Genomic DNA, 23,695 nt, shown 5'->3' with positions numbered 1-23,695 from the left:
TTATGTAACACTCCTTAACCGTTATGATCTGTTATCAGGATAACACGAACTGGAAATTTCAACCTCCATCTGGAGGGAAGATTGTTCCTAGACTTTGGTCTAGGACTGAATGAAGGAAGCAGCTGAAGCTGCTCCTCCATCCAGACTCCAATCCAGCGATCACCCAGAACCCAGAGAATACCATAATGAAGAGACTGCCCGGCGCAATTGCCAAGGCAGCCTCTAGTCTGATTACGTGATGGACACGCTGGAGGAAGGAGCTGAAAGGGCGTTTATCGTAGCGTTCGTGCCATCCGCTATAGACAGAACGTACACTTTGTATGTTCCTGCCGGGACTACCGCAGCGTCCAATAGCGCAGCGGCTCCTGTGTTCCCGCTGCGGCTTACTACGGCAAGGGATAATACGTTGGCTGCTGTCACAGTAGTCTCCCCTGCGGGTACAAGAGCTACCGTATACGATGCAATATTGCTGTCGTTAGGCAACGTGTAAGCCACATTAATCTGCTTGGGTACGGTCTGGTCCAAAGCCGCGGTAACACTGGTTACGGCCTTAACTGACACCGCAGCTTGCACTTGCGCTGGCGGGTCATCAATCGTGATCTCGGCTGACGAAGCCGACAGGGCATTAGGAATACCCTGCAGCGAGGAAACCGCGAGAATGTACACTTTATATTTTCCGCTAGATATCGGCTGGTCTGAAGTATCCGTAGTAGAGACGGGAATCGTTAATTGCCCGCTGCTGTTCTTCGTAAAGTTCGGATTATCATTCGCCTTCGTCAAATCGAACGTCCCTGAGCCTGAAGGAACTACAAAGACCCTGTATTCCTTAACATTCGCCGGGGTTGCCGAGAGCTCAAAAGTAACTCCGATTCCAGTAGCCTTACCTGCTCCGTCCTTGTTCACGGCCGCCGTGACATTGGTTGCAGGTTCAACTTTGGAGGTGTCCATAAGGGTAACCGCCTGGGAACTGGCAGAGAGTGCACTGGATCCGGTTCCCACGGAAAGGACGAACACTTTGTAGCTGATCCCGCTGCGAATCGTATTCCCGTCCGTATCCTTCGCGCCGGAGGCAAGATCCTTGGTAATTGCCGCTCCCGTCTTGCTTACAGAAGTGTAGTTCGTATTCGAGACGGCTTCCGCCTTGGTAAAATTCCCGGCATACTGGCTCTTGACTACAAAGATGCGGTACTCCGTTAACCCCGTCTCGTCCGGAGCCTTACTGAACGTGACTCTTAGATCACGGGCATCCCCATAATCCTTGATATCCGCTGCAGCCACATCCGTTACCGCAGCAACGCTGGTATTGGCAAGTGTAATTACAGCTGAAGCCGAAGACAGGGCGTTGCTGCCGGCATAGTAGCCTGAGCCTACCGAGAGAACATAGATGCGGTAAGCCACACCATTTTGAATCAAGTTCCCGTTCGTATCCCGGGCCCCCGAAGCAAGCACCTGACTCACGTTAGCCCCCGTCTTGTTCACCAGGGTGTAGTAGCTGCTGGACTGAGCACTAGATAGATTAAAGCTGCCTGCAGAGGCATTATTCACGACAAAGATACGGTACTGCGAAATGGTAGACTCATCGCTGACTCTATTGAAGCTTACTCGCAGATCTGTGCCGTTATTGTTGTTGTTCACATCTGCTGCATTCACACCGGTTACGGCACTTACATTCATATTGTCATACAGGGTAAGGGCAGAGGAGTAACTGGATAATGCATTATTGCCCGCATAACTGCCGCTTCCCACAGAGAGGACAATGACCCTGTAGCTGATGCCGCTGCGAATCGGATATCCATCCGTATCTCTGGCACTGCTTGGAAGAAGCTGGTCGATGTTATATCCGGTCTTGCCCACATAGGTGTAATAGCTGCTGGACAAGTTGTTCGCCGTAGAAAGACCGAAGCTACCTGTACTGCTGCTTCTGACGACAAAAACCCGGTAATGACTGATATTGGTCTCGTTGGCTGCCCGGGTAAAGGATACCCGTAAGTCGCGGCCATCGTTATAATCCCCCATATCGCTGACGCTCAGGTTCGTCACCGCATTCACATTGTTGTTATTCCATAAGGTCAGAGATGAGGACATCGAGGACAGGGTATTCGTACCCGAGTAACTGCCAGTGCCTACAGCCATAACGAAGAAACGGTAGGCTGTTCCATTGGCGATAAGGGCACCATTTACATCCCTGGAATTGGAATTAAGCATCTGGCTGATATTGTAGCCGCTCTTGCTAATTGTAGTGTAATAGCTGCTGGGCAGCGCATTCGCAGAGGACAGCGTGAAGCTGGAAGCGTTCTGTTCTCTAACCGCAAAGACCCGGTATCCACTGATTAAGGATTCATCGGAGACCTTGTTAAAGCTGATCCGCACGTCGCGCCCATCGCCATAGTCACTAACATCACTTACGGCCGTGATATACGGGGCCGTGACTGTGCCGCTGCTAAGGGTAACCGCTTGCGAACCCGCTGATAATGAATTCGAAGCCATGCTCAGGTTGCTGCTTACCGATAATACATAGATCGTATAAGAGACGCCATTCTTGAGATATTCCCCGGATGTATCCCTTGCCGAGGAGCCTAGTGTAACGCTAAGGGTGGAAGCCCCCGTCTTGTTCACTGTAGTATAGTTCGATACCGCCGCACTGCCTGCCGCAGACGGACTGAAGCTGTTCACGTCCTTGGTCTTCACGACAAAGACCCGGTAATTCGCAATATTAGACTCATTCTGTGCTTTGGTGAAGCTGACGGACAAGTCCCGGCCGTCCCCGTAATCAGCAATGTCCGTTCCTTTAACGGAGGAGGCTGCCATACCCGACCCCAAGGTCACAGCCGGAGATGCATTGGAGAGTACACTTTGGCCTTTGCTGCCCATCGTTAGAACATATACGGTATAAGACAGGCCGGAGCGGAGCAGCTCTCCATCCGTATCCCGTGTGTTCGAAGAGAGATTCACAGAGCGCTCTGACCCTTGAAGCCCTACTGCAGTATAGTTCGCTGAGGATACCTGCCGCGCGGTAGTCTCGCCAAATGCACCCGTTCTGCTAGTTTTGACAACGAGCACTCGGTATTGACTCACCATGGCTTCATTGGCGGATTTGGAGAAGCTGACGTTCAGATCCCGTCCATCCCCATATTGACTTATAATCCTCGGAGTAACGTAAGCTACCGGACTCAGCTCGGACGGCTCCGAAGTATCCGAATGGCTAACATGTACGCTGCGGGTAGAAGCTCTCCATTCCACATCGGCTCCCAGTGCCGTGCTGACGAACCTCACCGGAACCAGTGTGCGCCCATTGACTTCTTGGGCAGGAACATCCAGGGTAACCTTCTGATTATTAAGGGTTGCCGACTTCGAGCCCGTCTTGAGAGTCACCGTAGTGCTCCCCTTCTTGGCTGTAATCACGCCCGTCTTGGCGTTCCAGTCCACTGTCGCATCCAGCGCTTCAAAGATAGCCCTCAGCGGCAGCAGAACGCGTCCCTCCTTCTCAATAGGTGCCTGGTCTGCGGCTAATTTGATCCCGTTCATATAAATGCGGATGGGCGAAGCAGCCGCCGCGTGAGCCTGCGATTGCCACGATAATGAAGTCATTAAAGCGATAACCGTAAGCAGGGTAACGACTCTTTTCATAATATCCTCCTCTATCAAACCTATAGTTGCTTGTTCGCTAATATTGGACGCGAGACCTATGTCAAAAGTTTCCTCAAGAGGCAATTTTTTTGACTATACTTCGATTATAGAATGATTATGTAGATAATAGTTAATTATTTCCTGTAAAACCTTGACTAATTTCCCGATAATAACAATGTACATAGAATGAACTAAAGAAATGGACGTTAGTTCAATCCATGTAGAGAGAAATATTACATAACTATGGAGGATATTTAGAAATGAAGAACTTTCGATTCACCCGGTGGCTGTTCGCCACAATTCTGATTGCAGTACTGGCTTTCCCGTCGGTAAGTGCTGCCGCAGAGCTTAAGCCACTGACTGACGATGTATGTACGTTTCAGGTAGACACCCATGATCTGGTAGTCTCAAGTGACCCTTATAAAGTGGGTACAACCATCTATTACAAATGCGCCAATGGTATTCTATCCATAGATGTCGACTCCACTTCGGATAACCCTTCAGTGGTCACTACCGATGATAGATTCGGCAGCATTGATGTCTATGCAGAAGGCCCGGGCGATGCTAATGTAATCATCACGGTATATGGCTATGAGCCTATCAGCATTCCATTTCATGTCACAAAACCGCCAGTCAACCCGGCGATCCAGCAGATCAACGATTATGCGGATGCCCTGAAAAAGCTTGTGCCTTATGAGGATAAAGCTATTAATACGTCCAATAAGTACAGCTTCTTCACCAGCAAAAACCGCAAGGAATCGTACCTGGCTTATGCCAATACAGTTATTCCTAACTACACCAAGTTCGTCGCCGGGCTTAAAGCCATCAAGACCTCGAACACGGAGCTGGCAAGACTGAATGGACTGTATATCAAGGGCGCTTCCCTTCAACTTGAAGGGATGAATCTGGTGAAGAAGGCTCTCTATTCTACGAGAGTCGACTCCAAGCTGATCAAGCAGGCCAACGACAAGCTGACCGCAGGGCGCAAGTTAATCTCCCAGTTCAGCACAGGGCTCTCCGCTTATATGAACAAATTCAAATAGAATAGGATAACAGGTAATCCAAATCTACAAAAAGCTCAGATTCCACAAGGAACCTGAGCTTTTTCATATAGGAACGGCCTATTTGCGCCCGTAATCGGCCTTAATCTCGCCCCACTCCTGGGTCTCCCACTTGAGTAGCTTGTTATCATAGCTGTTCGTCTTCAGCCAGGTCACCGCGCGATCCACCAGATCCCAGACCTCGCGGGTGGATTCGCTCCGCGCAAGTGTTGTTGCGACCTGCTTCTCGCGGACCCATTTGAGCGCGGTTCTCGAGTCGCTGTACACCGTCATCTTGCTGCCCTTCTGCTTCAAGTAGGCCAGAGAATGGACAATAGCGAGGAATTCGCCCAGATTGTTCGTCCCATTGGGAATAGGACCCCGTTCAAAGATCACTTCGCCCGTCCGCGTGCTCACCCCGCGGTACTCGATCGGACCGGGATTGCCCTTGGTTCCCACGTCCACCGATATGCTGTCATAGTCGATCTGGTCCCGGGATGCCGCCCCGCCTGCCGATCCTGCAGCTTTCTGTGTACTCCGGCTGTGGCTGCTTCCCCCTGCAGATGATGCAGACTTGCCCCAGTGCTTCTTCCAGCCTTCCCGGTAAGCCTTCTCGGCTTCTGCCTTGGAAGGATAGGATTTATATTTGGCATCCTTGTAGGCATCAACCTGAGCCTTGCACTCCGCCCAAGTTGCGTATACCCCAGGGGTCGTGCCTTCCCATACCACATAATATTTCTGACTCGCCATAGCTTCTATTCTCTCTCCTTAATTGTCCAATCTGTCCTTTGGTCCTGCGAACCTTAGGTCCATGCCCAGAAGAACCCGTCCCGGTCCCAGGCTACCCGGCCGCCATGCAGCTTACGGAACGCCTTCTTCACTTCTTTGGACAGTGAGGCATTGCCGTTCTCATTGATAAAAACATACTGTTCCCCGAAATGATCTCTGACATACCCAATCGCTTCTTCTTGGTGAAGGATGCCTCGGTGTCTGATCTCCTGGACCATCCACTCGGCAACCTGCTGCTCTGTAACTTCCACTCGCTTCTCAGCTCCTTAAGTGATCTAGTCCTATACAGCATGGTATCTGATTTGGGGTCATCCTTCAATGGAGCCCCCTCCTGTATGAATAGAGGGCTCTGTTCTCTTGGGCGGGTGTCATTTCCGCACATTTGTGAATAGGCTACATCATCAATATTATTGGAGGGTTCCTGTATGAGAAGAGACGTGAGTATCGGCCAGACTGTTCAGACGGCGTATCCGCAGCATGTCCCAAATAGATATCCTGCTTATCGCTCCATTTATCCGTATTCTTACCCTAATCCTTATCTTTACATCTATCCTTATCCAAAATTATACCCGCCCTACCCTTATCCGTCATATCCGCCTTATCCTCCATATCCACCCTTTCCTCCCTACTTCGGCTATCCGTACCCAGGGTATTTCCCTGGCGGAGGTTATCCCGGATATCACCAGGGGGGCGGAATTGGGCCCCATCACGAGGAGGAGCACCATCACGGGGGCGGACAGCACCACGGAAGAAATGATGACACCGAGATTAAGCCCCGCGATTTCGAGCTGAACCTTCAGTCCAAAGCCCAGTATGGCGGCAAATACGGGCTGGATGCCCATGCCGATGCCCAGGTTGGCGGAGGCCAGGGGCTTGCCTTCGATGCAGCCGGAAGCCTGGGCGGCGAGCATGGGGTGGGTCTGCAGACCGCCGGTCATCTCGGCGGCGGTCAAGGAGCCGGGCTCAAGGCTGGCGGCCACCTGGGCGGCAGCAGTTACGGCGTGGGGGTTCATGCCGATGCCAGCCTTGGCAGCGGCCAGGGCCTTCAGGTGGACACGGGAGCCAAGATTGGCGGCAGCCACGGGCTTGGGCTTCAAGGCGAAGGCCACATCGGCGGCCAAGGGATCGGTGCCCAGGCCAAGGGCCACTTAGGCGGCAGCACCTATGGCATTGGCGCCCATGCCGGCGCGGACCTCAGCCTGAAGCAGGGCCTCGGCTTTGAGGCCGGAGCCAATGTAGGCGGCAAGAACGGCATTGGCGCACACGCCGGCGGACACCTTGGCATCGGCAAAGGGGTCGGCTATGACGTAGGCGGCAAGGTGGGCGGCAATCTTGGCGTAGGGATTCACAGCGATGCCCATTTGGGCGGCGGCAAAGGGGTAGGTTTTGACATTGGAGGCAACCTCGGCAGCCACAATGGCCATCTGGGCGTTCAATTCGGCGGTGACAAGGAGAAAGAGCAGGGTTAAGTTACTTTTTTAATCAAAGCTTATCATTTCTAGAAAAAATCGCCCCTTTTGTGATGGTTGTGTGGTGCTTCCATTTTACAAAGGGGCGATTTCTTTATATGTATACTCCTGACCAATATGAATTACCAGACGTTTACAATTAACTTCCATTTTACTCCAGATGATTCCAATCTAGGCCGGCAGCTTTGTTTTCACAGCTTATAATTAACCTCAGTTCAATAATTTTACATTCTGATGACTTATTTATCTAAAATATGTATCTCTTTTAATAAATCTCCATTATTATATGGGTGTACTAGAATGAATAGATTCATAGACTACTCAATGAGAGGGATGAAGAATTACGTGAACAAGGGACTACCAAAAAAACTTAGCAAAGTGATTACATCTTCCTTGGCTTTAAGCTTGCTTGCACTGCCTTTCCACGGTGTGCTTGCCTCTGCGGATGCCGCAGCCACAGCAAATTCTCCATTAAAGCTCAGAATCATGGAGACGACGGATGTTCATACCAATCTGATGTCCTATGACTATTACAAGAGTGCTGCAGCGCCTACCGTAGGTCTGGCGAGAACGGCAACTCTAGTAAAGGAAGCCCGCAAAGAGGAGCCCAACACCCTGCTCGTCGATAACGGCGACCTAATTCAAGGTACACCCCTGGGTACATATGAAGCGCTTGTGAACCCTGTTAAGCCGGATCAGACTCATGCTGTCTATAAAGCGATGAACCTGATGGGCTATGATGCAGCTACACTCGGCAACCACGAATTTAACTATGGCCTGGACTTCCTGGATCAAGTGGTGAAGAAGGCGAATTTCCCTTATATCAATGCGAACGTCTACAAGGATGATAAAGACAACAACCCGGATAATGACGTCAACCGCTTCAAGCCCTATGAAATTATCACCAAAACCTATAAAGATGAAGCAGGCCAGGATCAGACCGTTAAGATCGGTGTCCTCGGTCTAGTTACCCCGCAGATCACGGAATGGGACAAGGCCAATCTTGAAGGCAAAGTTATCACCAAGGATATTGTGGCTACGGCCGAGAAGTTCGTCCCTGAGATGAGAAAAGCGGGCGCCGATATCGTCATCGCGATGGCTCATACCGGCTTTAACAGCAAGGCCAAGCCTTACGTGAAAGATGAAGATGTCATCCTTCCACTTAGCAAGGTGCCTGGCATTGATGCCATTACCTTCTCTCACACGCACAAGGTGTTCCCGGCCGCTACGGACAAGGCCCTCGATGCCCTGTTCAAGGACTCGGCCGGCAATGTCCTCCCTGAAGTGGACAATACCAAGGGAACCATCAACGGCGTTCCGGCTGTTCAAGCCGGGTACGGCGGGAGCAACCTCGGTATTATCGATTTGACTCTGGAGAAGAAAGACGGGGTATGGAAAGTATCCTCCTCGCAGTCCTCTACCAAAGCCATTTATGATGCTGCGAACAAGAAGTCACTCGCCGAGCCTGACCAGGCTGTGGTGGATGCCATTACACCTGATCACGAAGCAACTATGGCCTATGCGAACAGCCCGATCGGAACCACAACGGCTCCAATCCACAGCTATTTTGCACTCGTTCAGGACGACCCTTCGGTTCAAATCGTCACGAACGCCCAAAGAGAGTATGTTGCTGACTATGTGAAGAAGAACCTGCCGGAGTATGCCAAGACTCCAATTCTGTCAGTAGGGGCTCCATTCAAGGCCGGACGTAACGGTCCTGAAGAATTCACAGAGATCGCCAAGGGTCCTCTGGCTATTAAGAGTGCCGGTGACCTGTACCTATATGACAATACTCTGAAAGCCATCCTGGTTAAGGGTTCTGTAGTTAAGGAATGGCTTGAAATGTCCGCAGGCAAGTTCAACCAGATCGATCCTGCCAAGAAGGACGAGCAGCCGCTTCTGAACCCGAGCTTCCAGGTGTATAACTTCGACGTGATTGATGGCGTAACTTACCAAGTCGATGTCACCAAGCCGGCCAAATATAACATCGACGGTACGGTGAATGATGCGAACAGCAGCCGCATCGTGAACCTGCAGTACCAAGGCAAGCCGGTGGATCCGAATCAGGACTTCATCGTGGCCACCAATAACTACCGCGCAAGCGGCGGCGGTAACTTCCCTGGTGTCAAAGGAAGCAAGTACATCATCGACAGCCCGGATGAGAACCGCCAGATTCTGATGAACTACATTTCCGCCAACAAAGAAATCAATCCTACAGCGGACAACAACTGGTCTATCGCACCGATAAGTAGCGATGTCAATGTGACCTTCACTTCGTCTCCCAAAGCCGAGACGTACGCGAAGCTGACGAACAACATTCAATATACGAACAAGACCGATGACAAGGGCTTTGGCATCTTCAAGCTGGATCTGAGCAAGTCAGCTGCTCCAGTACCAGCTCCTGAACAACCGGGCACCTCTACACCATCACCAGATAGCCCAATCTTCAAGGATGTCCCTGCTGTACACTGGGCCTTTACTTATATTCGTAACCTGGTCGCCAAGCAGATCGTAACAGGCAAGACCGCAACCACCTTTGATCCGAACGCTTCGGTAACCCGTGCCGAGTTCGCCAACCTGCTGGTGAAGGCGCTGAACCTGAAGGCCAAAGGGAAATCTACTTTCAAGGATGTATCTGACAAGAGCTGGTTCGCAGGCGCTGTTATTGCCGCTTACGAGAACGGGCTCATTAATGGAACAAGCAAATCCACCTTTGAACCGAACAAGCCGGTAACTCGCGAAGAGATGGCTGTTATGGCGAAGCATGCGCTGGATATCAAAGCTGGCGAGAAGCTCAAGGTCAGCACCGAAGCGAAGTTTGCGGACAGTGCCAAGATCAGCGCTTGGGCCAAAGCTGATATCAACGTTATCGTTGACCGCGGTGTGATGAACGGCCGCAGCGGAGGCAAATTCGAGCCTGCTGCCACTTCGAACCGCGCCGAAGCAGCCAAGGTAGTCGACACGCTCATTACGAACATTTCCGTACAGCTGCTGGGTATCAATGACTTCCACGGCCAGCTGGATTACAAGAAAGACTACAAGGATGCCACAGGCAAAGTGACCTCCACCGTAGGAGGAGCAGACTACCTTGCGGCTTATCTGAAGCAGTACAAAGCCAAGAACCCGAACACCCTGCTTGTTCATGCAGGCGATGCGGTTGGCGCAAGCTCTCCTGTGTCCGCCCTGCTGCAGGACGAGCCAACGATTGATTTCCTTAACCGCCTCGGCTTCGCGGTGGGTACCGTAGGTAACCACGAATTTGACAAAGGTGCAGCAGAAGCACTGCGCCTAATTCATGGCGGCAAGAACCCGAAAGACGGGCATGACTTTGCAGGTGCCAGCTTCCCGTATGTAGTAGCCAACGTTCTTGATGCGAACGGCAAACCGTTCCTTCCGGCGTACACGGTCAAGGAAGTGGGCGGCGTAAAAATCGGTTTTATCGGAGTAGTTACAAATACTACACCTACTATTGTCAGCCCTGCCGGTGTCAAAGGACTTACCTTCACAGATCAGACTACAGCCGTGAATAAAGCCGTAGCTGAACTTAAGGCACAAGGCATCAAATCCATCGTCATTCTGGCTCACGACCCCTTCTCCGGCTCCAAGGATGCGCCGACCGGCGAAGTGGTTGATCTCGCGAACAGTGTGGATGATGAGGTCGATGTGATTCTGGGCGGACATGACCATGGCGGCCTGAACGCCGTAGTAGACGGCAAGCTAATCGTAGAATCTTATTCTTACGGCGTTGCTTTCTCTGATCTAGATCTGGAAATTGACCGTGCCTCCCAAAATATTATCAGCAAGAAAGCTGCTATCGTGGATACGAAGCACGAAGGAATCACTCCGGATGCGGAAATCACGAAGATGGTAAGTGACTATCTAGCGAAGAATGCTCCTGTGTTGAACGCTTCTGTAGGCAAGACCGCGGCAGCAATTACCCGCACAGCCAATGCTTCCGGCGAGTCAGCACTCGGTAATCTGATTGCAGACAGCATGCGTGATGCGATGAAGACCGACTTCGGATTCATGAACTCTGGCGGTATCCGTAATGACCTGCCGCAGGGCAATATCACTTATGGCAATATGTTCGGAATAGAGCCTTTCGGTAATGCCTTGGTGAAGCTAACCTTGACCGGAGCACAGATCAAGGAGCTGCTTAACCAGCAATGGAACGGCACTACTATCCGTATTGGTCAAGTCTCCGGCTTAACTTACAAATACGATAGCAGCAAGCCGGATGGCTCCAAGATTACTGAGATCAAGAAAGCTGATGGTACACCGCTCGAAGATACAGCTAACTATACGATCGCAGTGAATGACTTCATGGCTTCAGGCGGAGACGGGTACACCGTGCTGACTAAGGGCACGAACCGTGAAGCGGGCGCCGTGGATCTCGATGCATTTATCGATTATGTTAAGACGAAATTCGCAGGCAAGGACATTGATGCGAAGATCGAGAACCGGATTACGAAAGTGAACTAATCTTATATCTAATAAGCGAACCCCCTCCGGATTATCGGAAGGGGTTCTTAATTTATGGCAAAAATGTGTGAGGAATAAGTTTCCTTATGTACAAACAAATGAAACCGCTTGCTTGGATTCGTGGTAATTCAACCCCGGGAAAGGCCGTTTAATGTGGATGAAAAAGTGTTTACAAGGATGATGGAGGGGAGTAATATAAGCATCGGTTTCAATTTCCAAATCGCTGAAACTTGTTAAGTACGGGGGAACCGTTCAAGAGGATTGCCGCAGCAATCCAAGGGGTGAATCCTATCAAGGTAGGGCTACTCAAGGGCCCGAATCCGACAGCTAACTCCGTAAGCGTTATTTGAGAAGGAAGGTGGAGCTTAGGTTAAGTGAAAATATCCAGGTGCCCACGGTATTTATGATAAGACTGATGGGCATTTTATACTTCGTACGGTGTACTTGAGTTGTTAAAATTATTGACGTAAATGGTGGTGAAAAGATTGTCATCTCTCAAGAGATTCCTAATTGGGCGCCCGCTTAAATCGAACGAACTTGGCGAACAAAAGCTTAATAAAACCAAAGCCCTAGCAATCCTTTCATCCGATGCACTATCGTCCGTAGCCTACGGTCCTGAACAGATCCTGATTGTACTGGTTACCCTTAGTGCGGCGGCCTTCTGGTATTCCATCCCGATTGCGGTGGGTGTGCTGGTATTGCTCGCGGCTCTTATTTTATCTTATCGTCAAATTATCTTTGCTTATCCGCATGGCGGAGGGGCGTATGTCGTGTCCAAGGAGAACCTTGGAATGAACTACGGCCTGGTTGCCGGAGGCTCCCTGCTGGTCGATTACATTCTGACTGTTGCGGTGAGTGTGTCGGCCGGTACGGATGCCATCACCTCAGCTTTTCCCAGTCTGCATCCTTTTACCGTGATCATCGCCATTGTATTCGTGCTGCTCATTACGACCTTGAACCTTCGAGGTGTGACGGAGTCGGCCTCCATTCTGGCTTATCCGGTATATCTGTTCGTGCTGGCTCTGTTCATTCTGATTGGAGTAGGGATTTACAACATACTGACCGGCCATGTATCTCCCGCGCTACATACCCCTGTGGGTACACCTGTTGCGGGGATCAGCCTGTTCCTGCTTCTCAAGGCGTTCGCCTCCGGGAGCTCGGCGCTCACCGGTGTGGAGGCGATCTCCAATGCGATTCCGAACTTCAAGGATCCGGCTCCAAATAATGCCTCCAAAACCTTGATGGCGATGGGGACACTGCTGGCCCTGCTGTTCACCGGGATCGTGTTCATGGCTTACTATTACGGGGTTGCGCCTCAGGCCAAGGTTACTGTGGTGTCACAAATTGCTGAACAGACCTTTGGACGGAATTTCATGTACTACTTCATTCAAGGGACGACTGCTTTAATCTTGATTCTCGCCGCCAATACGGGATATTCCGCATTCCCGCTGCTGGCTGTCAATCTGGCGAAGGATAAGTTCATTCCCAGAATGTTCACGGTTCGCGGAGACCGATTGGGGTACTCTAACGGTATTATTATTCTCGGAGTCTGCTCCATCCTGCTAATCCTGGTGTTCAAAGGACAGACAGAGCATCTGATTCCGCTGTATGCTGTGGGCGTGTTCATCCCGTTCACCCTGTCCCAGACCGGGATGATCTTCAAATGGGTTCGGGAGAAGCCAAGCGGCTGGATGTCCAAACTCATCATTAACAGCATCGGCGCCCTGATCAGCTTGATTGTTACGATCATGTTCTTCTTGACCAAGTTCGCGCAGGTATGGCCTGTATTGATCTTCCTGCCGATTATCATCTATATCTTTTACCGGATTAAGAAGCATTATCTAGCTGTCGGGGACCAGCTTCGTCTTACAACCTGTGAGCCGGCGGTGCCCATCGAGGGCAATGTCATCATCGTTCCGGTGGCGGGAATTACTCATGTCGTTGAGAATACACTGAACTATGCCAAGTCGCTTAACGCGCACCAGGTTATTGCGGTGTATGTATCCTTTGAGCGGCAGGATGAGAACGAATTTGAGGCCAAATGGATGAAGTGGCAGCCTGATGTCCGACTGGTCACCCTATACTCGCCTTACCGAAGTATCATCCAACCGCTTCTTAAATTCGTAGATACCGTCCAGCGCAAGGCAGGTGAATCGAATTATCAGGTCACCGTGGTGATTCCCCAGTTCATTCCCAAGAAGGGCTGGCACAACATCCTGCATAATCAGTCCGGCCTTGTGATTCGCACCAAGCTGCTGTATCGGAGAAAAGTCATTGTATCCACCGTTCCTTATCACCTGACCAAGTAACAATACAAAGGGGAGTCCCGTAAGCCGCAATAACCGGCCTCGGACTCCCCTTCAATTTTCCAACCTTAAAAGCGGCTTCACTTAGCCGGCAACTCACATCTTACAGATCAACCTCTTCACCCGAAACGATATCCATCTTCGTTACTTTCCCTGTTGTTTTATTAACGTAATACCACCCGTAAGTTGCGATATGGTCCTGCATGTCTTCAAAGACCTGGACGGTATATTTATTGTTGTCATCCGAATCGATCATAAAATGTAGATGGTATTTGTCAGCATCTTTCTTAATCTTCTTATAGACCAGGTCAATAGCTTGGTCTTCGGTAATCTTAATGGCTGGCTGCTTTCCAATATAAAGGTTGCTGCCGTATAGTCCTACCTGCTTGCTCATGGAATTACCAATGGCTCTTACTGGCACATAGGTAGTGCCCTTATACGTAATAGAATCAGTGCTTGTCTTCTTGGCACCATCCACATAGATATTTACCTTTTGAAGCAGTGCTTTGATACTCGTACCTCCAGAGGCCACAGCCGTAGCTCCCGTCAGCATAGTCCCAATTACAATCCCTACAATTAACCCTTTCAGCTTATCCTTCATTCCGAGACGATTCCCCTTTTTCGATTTATAAGCAAAAAGCTGCCGATCTAACTCTAACCAACCGAGCCTGCTCCTTTATTCTCCGCCCCTTGGTGCAGCATCCTTTGTTGATCCCAGTCTTCAACCAGATGCGCTGGATATTCATAGACCTCCGGGTCCTGCTTGCATACGCGGATCCAGGCTTTAACACATTCCGTGTCAAAATGAGTTCCCTGGTCCCTCGTGATCAGCGCCATCGCTTCTTCATGGGTCCAAGCCTTCCGGTAGGCTCTGGTTGAGGTGAGCGCATCATATACATCTGCGACAGCTACAATCCTGGCCAGCAGAGGAATCTGCTCTCCCTTTAGCTGGTCCGGATATCCAGTGCCATCCCACTTCTCATGATGGGATCGGATAATATCCAGCTCATCCTTCATGAATCCAAGCGTCCGGCACATCTCATAACCTTTGACGGGATGAAGCTCAATAATCTCCCTTTCCTCCGGAGTCAGACGCCCCGGCTTGTTCAGGACTTCATTGGGAACATGGATTTTGCCGACATCATGAATGATGGTCCCTTGGGAAATCGCCCGCAGCTCCTCGGGTGACAGCTTCATCTCCTCACCCAGCTTCATCGCATACATCGTAACCCTGAAGTTGTGTCCAGCCGTATACAGGTCCTTCTCTTCGGTTGCATGAATCAGGTTCCTTACGCTCGGAGACAAGCAGCTCGTAATCCGCTCCATCGGATCGGTGGAGTAGAGTCCTTTGAAGGTCATATTCCATGAAGGATTGGAAGCATACTGCCGTAGAAGTCCTGTTATCATGACAATCATCGATGCAAGAAGCAGGAAGTGATACATCCACCAGCTAACACGCCATAACTCTCCCGCCGCCATAATATACTGGGCCACAATAAGCCAGCAGCAGCTGTAGATAATGGCCTTCTGCAGCGGGAACCGGGAATAACGGTAAGATTGGAAGTACCGGTATATGGTATTCAGATTCATGGCAGCTACCAGGCAGGCAACCGGCCACCTCAAAGGGTTCTGATCCAGCGGGATTAGATTCATTAGATGCGGATTCATAAAGCTTACAATGCTGAGTACTACAATAAAGGCGAGCCATATCGGAATCAGTCTGCCCTGCAGCCCGGAGAGCCTCACAATGAGCGCCGAGTCCGTAGACATGGAAGACAGGCATAACCAGAACGTCGCAAGCAGCGTGCTCGCCTGTGCTGCAACTCCGGGAAGATGTGAAGCATGTATCATCAGATTAGGCGTAGACAATCCATGAACCGTAAATATTTCACCCAGCGAAATGAACGCAAGTGCCAGGAAGCTTACTTTTATATTTCGCACGCGATGTCCCGCGATTCCTACAGCAATAGCTACCATCACGGCCAGCATGGCGACCGAACTGACCACATAGAAATGTCCCTTGGGTGCAACCAGGAGGACATCCCATGAAGGATGTGCCTTAAGGAATTCAAATAGTACGAAAGGCACGATTACGGCCATAACCGGACCAGCAACATCACGCAATTTCATCAAATATATCCCCTTCAACACAACAAATAGGCATTTAGTCTCAAGTCACTACAGTGTATCACATTATAAGGCGGCAGAATATTCATGCTGTGCATAAATTTTCTCTTATATATCGATAAGGAATATCTCCTGAAATCCTTTTCTGCCCTCATCCGTAACGCGGATGGCCCTCGTGTTAGGTAACCGCTGAATCCAATTCACCTCAATCAATCTATGTAAAAGGGCTTCACCCAGCGCTCCCGCCAAATGATACTGTCTTTCACTCCAATCCAGACATTTATGGGAAAAGGAACGCCTTCTCCGCTTAACTTCAGCCACATCAATCTGCAGGCGGCTGAAGAAATTCTCCCCTTTCTCCGTCAATATGAATTGATCCTGTTCCTGATCTGCCTCAAGAACACCCAGCTTCAGCAGTGAATCAGCGATCTGCACACCCAGTCTCCCTGCAATATGATCATAACAAGTTCTGGCCTTGCGGATCTGCTCATCCTGCTGAGCTTGCCTCAGCGATTTGATCTCCTGAGGTCTTGAGATCGACAACAAGGACTCCATCACCTGGGCGACCTGCTGATCCGATATGCCGTAATACCGGTGCCTTCCTTGTTTGGTGACAGAGACCACGCCCGCTTCAATCATTCTGCTCAGGTGAAAGCTGGCTGTCTGCGGCTTAATGCCTGCCATATAAGCTAATTCGCCTGCCGGATGCAGCCTTCCATCCAGCAATGCGGTTAATATGGCAGCACGCGATGGGTCGCTTGCCAGTGATGCTACCAGAGCAACGCTGCCATTCGTATTCATTTTCATTTTTATCAGCTCCCGATCCGTATACGTTCCTCCTACTTCGCTTCCCTTGTGCAATCCATACTTCGATAATAATGGAAACTTCTGTGCTCTACAATAAAGGGGAACTTAATTTGGGAGGGACATACAATGAAGACCATAACCATTAACCCGAGTATTCTATACTACGGCACACCGGTCATTCTGCTAAATACCTTGAACGGGGACGGCACCGTGAACATTAGTCCAATCTCATCATCCTGGGCCCTGGGCTTCCGTATCGTATTGGGTCTTGGCGTCAGCGGAAAAGCATTCGAGAACCTGCAAAAGCATCCTGAATGTGTGATTAACGTGCCAGGACCCTCGCTGTGGGAACATGTTGAGCGGCTGGCTTCATATACGGGGAAAAAGTGCGTACCACAAGATAAGAGGAAGATAGGGTTTACATATGAGAAGGATAAGTATTCTATAAGCGGACTCACGGCGGTCCGGTCGTTCTCAGTTCAGCCGGATCGAATAGCGGAGTGCCCCATTCAACTTGAGGCAGAAGTCAGGCATATTCGCATTCCAGATGACCAACCGGACTTTGCCATCATCGAGACTGAGGTTATCCAGGTTCATGTACACGAAGAGATCATCTTGGAGCAGAATCATATCGATCCGAACAAATGGAGCCCTTTGATTTATAACTTTCGGCACTATTTCGGTCTCGGGCAGCCTCTCGGGAAGTCATTCCGGGCCAAGGTATAAGGAGAGCTTAAGCAAAGTTTCATAACAATCCCATAAAAAAACAAACCTGACCTCTCCCTCTACCGGGTAAGATCAGGTTTGCCTTATTGTGGACTGTGAGGTTGTTGACGAATCAAGCATAGTATTCTTGTAGCAGTGCGCGTGTCTCTTCAGCGCCGTCCTGTTCTTCGAGATGAAGCAATCCTTTGGCTGCCCAGCATTCCTGACAAGCTTCTTCAGTAGTACACAAATGTGCATCCTCACAGGTATAACAGAACTGCATAAGGTTTCTAGTTACGACTTCTTGATTGACTGTTCTCATCTTAATCACTCCTTATCTTCTTTACGAGTTAAATATATCACACCCCTCACCCCTATATTGTGATTTATTTCACAATATGATTAGAATCACATTTTTTTCTTACCATCTGATTCCCGTGATCAGATTCACCAGCTTTTCACGCTCACCTGGGTCCATCCTCCACCAGGCAATTTCCTGCTTAATTTGGGACAGATTCGTATACCCTTTCGCTAATCCATTCAGCCGGGCTCCAAGAGTTGAATCCACCCGTTCCTGGTGGGACGGGTAGATAGAGCTGAGCTTATCCACCGCATTTGGATAACGGTGAAGGTAATATTTCTGGTGCCGCTCCTCAGCCGGGTAGAATGCTGCATAAGGCGAAATCTCCGTTTCAGGCTTCCCTTTCCCCTCCTGTACTCTTTCCCTGATGATCTGCTCCACCTTGTCCCTCTGCTGCTCATTGTGATACAGCACCATAGATCTGTACTGGCGCCCCTTATAATCGTTGATATTAACCGGATTATGGTTATTCCAGAATATGCGCAGGATATCTTCAAAGCTGAGGATCTCCGGGTCAAAGTTCAATTGGACCATCTCGGAATGATCGCCCATATCCCGGTAGGAGGGCTGCGCTGTTGTTCCTCCGGCATACCCCGTTTGGGTTCTAATCACGCCAGGCAGGCTGCCGAATAAGGCATCCGGGCTCCAGAAACAGCCCATACCGAGCGTCGCAGTCTCCACACGCTTTGTTGAATAAGAAGACATCATAATCCCTCCCTGACTGGATTTATTTCTACTTATATAGTCATTGCATTATTGTTGTTGAAGTTATACTCTTGCACGGCTTCTTTGTTGGCTTGGGCAGGGATTGTCCCTTATGCCCACTTCCCCTTTATCTTAGCACAAAGCTAAAAGACACCCCGAAAGGTGTCTCCATTCAATTCCGAAATTAGAAGCCTGTCTTCCGCCAGCCAGCCATCATTTATAACTGAAAGACGAGTATGCCTGCCACAAGTGCTGCGGTACCTACGACAGCCATGGTCACCTCAACCAGCGCAATAGATTTCTTAGCCAGCCCGAGTGCAATCAAGTTGACCGCACTATGCAGAGGAATCAAAGCAATCACCAGCCAGTGATACCTCGCCACGAGCAGGGTGAAGCCGATATGGAAGGCGCTGGCGAATATTCTCTCGACGATACCCCATAACGGGTTCGCCGTAACCGTTCCCTGCGCTTCCAGCATCGCCTTGGCTTGCATGGCCTTCTCATCCGTACGACGGGCCAACGACGCGATGGCTACAACCTGAATCATCGTGTACAGCACTTCAACGGCGGCCCAGCCTTGTCCCAGAGAGAGCGCCCAAGAAAAGCCGCTGCCGGTTAGAAGTAGAATGCCAAGCCGAACGCCTTCCTCCAGAGGTCCGGAGGAGCCTACAATAATCTTCTGTGCCCGTTCCTTCGGCAGCTTGAGTCCTATGGCGCTGACTGGCCCGCGCAGCAATAAGGCAATCACCCATCCTAAGGCCCCCAGGCCGAAGGCCTTCCAGACCATATCCGTGCCAAAGCTGCTGAAGCCAAGCCAGAACAATACCGGAACAAGTACATATACCGGTAGCAGAGGCATTCCTTTCTTCATCAACTTCTCCATAGGTTCCTTCGCAGGACTAACTTGGGTTGTCATCATTCTCTTCCTCCATTTGCGTACGGTTAGTCATATTCTTATCAGGGATGACGATGGTGGTCATCATGCGTCTGCGCCTTCCATCCCCTGGCTTGTTCCCCATATAGCGGGCCAGCTGCCCGCGTAGATCAAGCAGCATCTGCATATACTCTTCATCGGTCAGATAGAACTGAGTCTGACGGAACGATACCCCATCCTTGACAAGGTCATATTCATCCTGCTGCAAATATTCATCGAAATCTGCGAGCAGACTCATCACAAATTTCATGAACAGCTGCATATGCTCGTCAGCGGACAACTTCGTCACATCCTGGGGAGTTGCATCTGCACCGCCTGCCGCAAGAGCATATACCTTCTCTGTCGTACCCCGAACCTGCTTCTCCTCCACCACGTGAATCAGCTTGGCTTGACGCAGCTTATTTAGATGACGGTACATGGTTGCCTGCGGCACATCCGGCAGCATTTCGGACAGCTGCTGGGTCGTCATGGGCTTGCCGGCTACGAGAGCCTGGATGATCCGCATCCGGATGGGATGCATAATCAGGTCCATTTTTGCGTTTGCCATCTCCAGACCTCCTTTAGATTGTTATCATTATTGATAATGATAATATTATAGGTGTATTATTGTCAATACGAAAAAAAGAGCTGTCGTTCCAAGCAGTTATGCATCTGAACGATAGCTCTGAATCCGCATGAAAGGCTCCTCGCTAATAATCCATCGCTGATCCTTGCTGAGATGTTTGATTATGATCTGTAATCTCGCAGCTAACCCTAGCCCCCTCCTTCTTGCGATCTGTACACATTCGGGGATATCCCGAATTTGGCCCGAAATACGCGGTGGAAGTAGGAGTAGCTGGAGAAGCCACAGGTCTCCGCAATGTTCTCCAGCGTCATCGAGCTGTATTTCATCCGCTCCAGAGCCGCGTTAAGCCTGATCTGGGTCGCATAGCCGATCATGGTCATTCCGTAATAGTCTTTGAATAGTCGAACCGACCGGGAGAGACTAAGTCCGGCGTATTTAGCCGCCTCTTCCAGCTTAAAGGTGACTGTTGCATGCTCCTCGATGAACCGCTTCAGCCTGAGTGCCGCAAATCCCGTCCGGTTGGACTGTGTATTCTCCGCAATGGCCCTGTCCATATAGAGACACAGTCCCTTTAGCAAATAGTCCATGATTTCGGGGTTCTCTTCCAGCGGTCCCCGCCGCTTCTCGATCAGCAGGTTCTGCCACAGCCGAAGCAGCTTCTCATCGACTCCGATATGATGGACTACAGGTCTTGTGGTGCGGCTCCACCACTCATCAATCCATGTACCCTCACAAAAGATATAATAGTCCCCGCTGGACATCCGGCCGCTATGATCCGTGTCCTTCACTTCGAGAGCGTAATCCTCCCCGGGTTTAAGCAGAATCAAATCTCCAGCCTGTATGTTGTACTCCTGCCCGCGGAAGTATACCTTGCAGGTGCCTTCCGTCTGCAGTCTGAACAAATAATTGGTTAATCCACTCCGGTAGCTCTGGACAAACGGCTTTGAGTGATAGGAATAGTCGCAGATGAGTAGAGTTGTGTCCATATGTTTCCTGTCCCCCTACCTAAAAATGTAATCAAATAGTTCAGGTTATGCGTAGATTGTGTATGTTCATTTTAGCCTATTTTCAATTATTCTGGAATCAGATAGGGCACTTAATATATTTCCATAGAATGAGGTGTGTTACATGAGAAGATTAGGTATTGGCTTACAGCTGTATACGCTTCGCGATGAGACGGCTGAGGACTTCCGCGGAACGCTTCGCAAGGTTGCAGAGCTTGGGTATGAAGGGGTAGAATTTGCGGGCTACGGCGATATTCCAGCCGATGAAATGAAAGCGCTCTTAGACGAGCTTGGACTCAAAGCAATTAGCAGCCATGTTCCGCTTCAAGCGATGCGTACAGACCTTCAGAAGGAAATTGACTACCTCAAGACGATCGGTGCCGAGTATATCATTTGTCCTTACCTGGCTCCTGAAGACCGTCCGCAGGGCGACGGCTGGAAAGAGCTCTTCTCCTTCCTGCAAGAGGCAGGAGCTGAGGCTCGCAAGCAGGGACTGATCTTCGGTTACCACAATCACGACTTCGAATTCCAGGATCAGGTTGGCGATCTGACTGCATTTGATGCCATGTTCGCTGAGACGACTCCGGAAGCTGTTCAAGTGGAACTGGATGTATGCTGGGTTCAATTTGCCGGACAGGATCCGATTGCCTATATTCAAAAATATGCGGGCCGTCTGCCGCTGCTTCATTTGAAGGACTTCAGCAAGGATGAGCAGGGCCAAATGGTTACCCTGGAGCTTAGCCAAGGCTCTGTAGACCTTCCCGCTGTCATTGAGACAGCTGCGGATGCAGGAGTGCAGTGGCTGATCGTCGAGCAGGATTTCTGCCAGAATCCGCCGCTAGAGAGCGTTGCGAACAGCTTGAACTGGCTGAAGCTCAATTATCTTAACCAATTCTAATCAGGTCAAAGGAGACTTCTATATATGAGCAAAATTAAAGTAGCGGTGATCGGCTGCGGAGCTATCGCTCAGCGCCGTCATGTACCCGAGTATGCGAACAATGAGCAGGTAGAGCTTGTGGCCTTCGCAGATCCCAAGATCGAGCGGGCACAGGAAATGGCGGATAAGCATGGAGGCAAGGCTTACGCCAGCTATGAAGAGATTTTGGCTAACGAGAAGATTGATGCTGTCAGTATTTGTACACCGAATTACCTGCATGCTCCAATGACGATTGCTTTTGCGAACGCCGGGGTGCATGTTCTGGTAGAGAAGCCGATGGCTACCACCGAAGAAGAAGGGCAGCAGATGATCGAGGCCGCCCGGAAGAACGGCGTCTACCTGATGGTTGGACACAACCAGCGTCTGATGCCTCCGCATGTGAAGGCCAAGGAAATTCTCGATTCGGGCAAGCTGGGCAGAGTAATTACTTTCCGCACGGCATTCGGCCACCCGGGCCCAGATGCGTGGAGCGTAGACGGCCGGGACAGCTGGTTCTTCGAAAAGGATGAAGCGATCCTGGGAGCCATGGGTGACCTCGGCGTTCATAAGTCCGACTTCATCCGCTACCTGCTTAGTGACGAAGTAGCTGAGGTGGCTTCGTTCATCGATACCCTGGATAAGGAAGGAACGGAAGTTGACGACAATGCGGCCTGCCTTCTTCGCATGAAGAGCGGCGCGATTGGTACGCTTGTAGCCAGCTGGACTCATTATCGGGGCGGGGATAACAGCACCGTGCTCTGGTGTGAGAATGGCGTGATGAAGATTGGTACCGTGGACGGTGACGAGGTTATCGTGGAGCTGACCAATGGCACCGTAGAGACTTACAAAGTCGGCGCCATGGCTACCAACGAGAAGCAGGTCCCTAGCGGCGTCATTGACGCTTTCGTAGAATCGATTCTAACTCAGACCCCTCCAAGCATTTCTGGAGAAGAGGGCCTGCGTTCACTCAAGGTTATTCTGGCGGCATTTGAATCCCAGGCAACCGGTCAAATTATTAAGCTTTAATCACAACAATAGGCGATCCCCCGGATTAACCCGGAGGTTCGCCTATTTATTTTGCACTCGGGCTGCTGGGCACTAGAGTCAGCATCTTTCCGAGCCCTGCTCGTAAAGCAGCAGGCAGAACAACACAGTCAGCCAAGTATGGGCAGCTTCCCAGTCAATGGATTAGAACGGAACCATAATGCAGAACAATAAGTCCCCTAAGGCGCCTACTGTTCCGTAGACATCAGCTGAGGCAGAGACAGCGACATCGATATATTGCACAGCATGCCTCTGGCGAGGAACATCAGAGTACGCTCCTGTGGATTATGCAGCCCTGCCTGCTGGAATGCCTCCAAGACCATGTGCTGAACGTCGAGAAAGCCCTTTTGCATAACCTTGATAACAGACTCTTCCTGGATGGTATGCGCCTGCATTTGCAGCAAAACTTCATTCCTGTGCGAGTCCATAATGGCCTGATAGCTCTCGATTAGCTCCTGCTCCAGACGATCGGCGTTGGCCTTCCCGATTACGGATCGGAACGCATCCAGTACCCGGGTCCAGGAGACTTCAAGCGCCTCTACTAATAAAGCTTCCTTGGTGGAAAAGAACTTGAATACGTACGGCTGGGAAATTTCCGCCCGCTCAGCCACCTGGGCCGTTGTAGCCCGGTAATACCCGGTCTCCGCAAAAACTTCTATCGCCGCCGAGATAATATCCGTGCGCCGGTTAACCGAACCTGCTGCAGCTCTGGGCATAGCTTAACATCCTCCTGCACTTGGAATTGATCGTTCCTAAGTGAACGACTCTATTCGAGTAATTGATTATTTTAGTGATTGATCAATCACATTCATTT

General features: G+C 50.4%; 19 protein-coding genes and 1 riboswitch. Of the genes, 7 read left to right on the top strand and 12 right to left on the bottom strand.

Features of this window, described 5'->3' with window-relative positions:
• Positions 1-231 precede the first annotated feature (231 nt).
• On the bottom strand, positions 232-3,627 hold the full coding sequence (locus tag ACEN86_RS01785) for a stalk domain-containing protein (RefSeq protein WP_495632675.1): 3,396 nt from the start codon (positions 3,625-3,627) through the stop codon (positions 232-234).
• Positions 3,628-3,887: 260 nt separating this feature from the next.
• Here ACEN86_RS01785 and ACEN86_RS01780 point away from each other — a divergent pair, with 260 nt between their 5' ends.
• A complete protein-coding gene (locus ACEN86_RS01780) occupies positions 3,888-4,670 on the top strand; it encodes a hypothetical protein (protein WP_495632674.1) in 783 nt (260 codons plus the stop codon).
• Positions 4,671-4,748: 78 nt separating this feature from the next.
• On the opposite strand, the gene rnhA is transcribed toward ACEN86_RS01780, so the two are convergent.
• Both rnhA and ACEN86_RS01770 read right to left on the bottom strand, forming a co-directional pair.
• On the bottom strand, positions 4,749-5,417 hold the full coding sequence (gene rnhA / locus ACEN86_RS01775) for a ribonuclease H (RefSeq protein WP_495632673.1): 669 nt from the start codon (positions 5,415-5,417) through the stop codon (positions 4,749-4,751).
• 53 nt (positions 5,418-5,470) lie between these two features.
• Positions 5,471-5,707, bottom strand: a complete 237-nt coding sequence (locus tag ACEN86_RS01770; RefSeq protein ID WP_495632672.1) for a DUF6953 family protein — start codon at positions 5,705-5,707, stop codon at positions 5,471-5,473.
• 174 nt (positions 5,708-5,881) lie between these two features.
• On the opposite strand from ACEN86_RS01770, the gene ACEN86_RS01765 reads away from it, so the two are divergent.
• The 3 genes from ACEN86_RS01765 (at position 5,882) to ACEN86_RS01755 (ending at position 13,716) form a co-directional block, all read left to right on the top strand.
• Positions 5,882-6,925, top strand: a complete 1,044-nt coding sequence (locus ACEN86_RS01765; RefSeq protein WP_495632671.1) for a hypothetical protein — start codon at positions 5,882-5,884, stop codon at positions 6,923-6,925.
• A gap of 345 nt (positions 6,926-7,270) precedes the next feature.
• Positions 7,271-11,407, top strand: coding sequence for a bifunctional 2',3'-cyclic-nucleotide 2'-phosphodiesterase/3'-nucleotidase (locus tag ACEN86_RS01760; RefSeq protein ID WP_495632670.1), 4,137 nt, complete (start codon positions 7,271-7,273; stop codon positions 11,405-11,407).
• A 211-nt stretch (positions 11,408-11,618) separates the two neighbouring features.
• A riboswitch (cyclic di-AMP (ydaO/yuaA leader) is annotated at positions 11,619-11,765 on the top strand.
• 127 nt (positions 11,766-11,892) lie between these two features.
• Positions 11,893-13,716 carry an APC family permease gene (locus tag ACEN86_RS01755; RefSeq protein ID WP_495632669.1) on the top strand — a complete coding sequence of 608 codons (1,824 nt, stop codon included), beginning with the start codon at positions 11,893-11,895 and terminating at the stop codon, positions 13,714-13,716.
• A gap of 100 nt (positions 13,717-13,816) precedes the next feature.
• Here the strand turns inward: ACEN86_RS01755 and ACEN86_RS01750 are convergent, their stop codons facing one another.
• The 3 genes from ACEN86_RS01750 to ACEN86_RS01740 form a co-directional block, all read right to left on the bottom strand.
• Positions 13,817-14,314 carry a hypothetical protein gene (locus ACEN86_RS01750; protein ID WP_495632668.1) on the bottom strand — a complete coding sequence of 166 codons (498 nt, stop codon included), beginning with the start codon at positions 14,312-14,314 and terminating at the stop codon, positions 13,817-13,819.
• 53 nt (positions 14,315-14,367) lie between these two features.
• Positions 14,368-15,843: an HD-GYP domain-containing protein gene (locus ACEN86_RS01745; protein WP_495632667.1), complete on the bottom strand. Its 1,476-nt coding sequence runs from the start codon at positions 15,841-15,843 to the stop codon at positions 14,368-14,370.
• Between the two features lie 105 nt (positions 15,844-15,948).
• The gene (locus ACEN86_RS01740; RefSeq protein WP_495634188.1) at positions 15,949-16,641 is read right to left on the bottom strand and encodes an ArsR/SmtB family transcription factor; all 693 of its coding nucleotides are present in this window, start codon (positions 16,639-16,641) and stop codon (positions 15,949-15,951) included.
• 132 nt (positions 16,642-16,773) lie between these two features.
• On the opposite strand from ACEN86_RS01740, the gene ACEN86_RS01735 reads away from it, so the two are divergent.
• Positions 16,774-17,373 (top strand): flavin reductase family protein, encoded by a 600-nt coding sequence (locus tag ACEN86_RS01735; RefSeq protein WP_495632666.1) that lies wholly within the window; start codon positions 16,774-16,776, stop codon positions 17,371-17,373.
• A 112-nt stretch (positions 17,374-17,485) separates the two neighbouring features.
• Here the strand turns inward: ACEN86_RS01735 and ACEN86_RS01730 are convergent, their stop codons facing one another.
• From ACEN86_RS01730 to ACEN86_RS01710, 5 genes are all read right to left on the bottom strand, one after another.
• On the bottom strand, positions 17,486-17,674 hold the full coding sequence (locus ACEN86_RS01730) for a hypothetical protein (protein WP_495632665.1): 189 nt from the start codon (positions 17,672-17,674) through the stop codon (positions 17,486-17,488).
• Between the two features lie 99 nt (positions 17,675-17,773).
• Positions 17,774-18,421 (bottom strand): peptide-methionine (S)-S-oxide reductase MsrA, encoded by a 648-nt coding sequence (msrA, locus tag ACEN86_RS01725; RefSeq protein WP_495632664.1) that lies wholly within the window; start codon positions 18,419-18,421, stop codon positions 17,774-17,776.
• A 214-nt stretch (positions 18,422-18,635) separates the two neighbouring features.
• A complete protein-coding gene (locus ACEN86_RS01720; RefSeq protein WP_495632663.1) occupies positions 18,636-19,337 on the bottom strand; it encodes a hypothetical protein in 702 nt (233 codons plus the stop codon).
• A complete protein-coding gene (locus ACEN86_RS01715; protein ID WP_495632662.1) occupies positions 19,318-19,899 on the bottom strand; it encodes a helix-turn-helix domain-containing protein in 582 nt (193 codons plus the stop codon). Before ACEN86_RS01715 ends, ACEN86_RS01720 begins: the two co-directional genes overlap by 20 nt.
• 206 nt (positions 19,900-20,105) lie before the next feature.
• Positions 20,106-20,903 (bottom strand): helix-turn-helix domain-containing protein, encoded by a 798-nt coding sequence (locus ACEN86_RS01710; protein ID WP_495632661.1) that lies wholly within the window; start codon positions 20,901-20,903, stop codon positions 20,106-20,108.
• Between the two features lie 142 nt (positions 20,904-21,045).
• On the opposite strand from ACEN86_RS01710, the gene ACEN86_RS01705 reads away from it, so the two are divergent.
• The gene (locus ACEN86_RS01705; protein ID WP_495632660.1) at positions 21,046-21,819 is read left to right on the top strand and encodes a sugar phosphate isomerase/epimerase family protein; all 774 of its coding nucleotides are present in this window, start codon (positions 21,046-21,048) and stop codon (positions 21,817-21,819) included.
• Positions 21,820-21,843: 24 nt separating this feature from the next.
• Positions 21,844-22,863, top strand: coding sequence for a Gfo/Idh/MocA family protein (locus ACEN86_RS01700; RefSeq protein ID WP_495632659.1), 1,020 nt, complete (start codon positions 21,844-21,846; stop codon positions 22,861-22,863).
• Between the two features lie 206 nt (positions 22,864-23,069).
• Here ACEN86_RS01700 and ACEN86_RS01695 read toward each other — a convergent pair whose 3' ends face one another.
• A complete protein-coding gene (locus ACEN86_RS01695) occupies positions 23,070-23,597 on the bottom strand; it encodes a TetR/AcrR family transcriptional regulator (protein WP_495632658.1) in 528 nt (175 codons plus the stop codon).
• Positions 23,598-23,695: the final 98 nt, after the last annotated feature.

The organism is Paenibacillus sp. Paensp111 (assembly GCF_059492195.1).
Note: the sequence above shows the minus strand (reverse complement) of the source record. Positions and strands in the feature narration are given on the sequence as shown.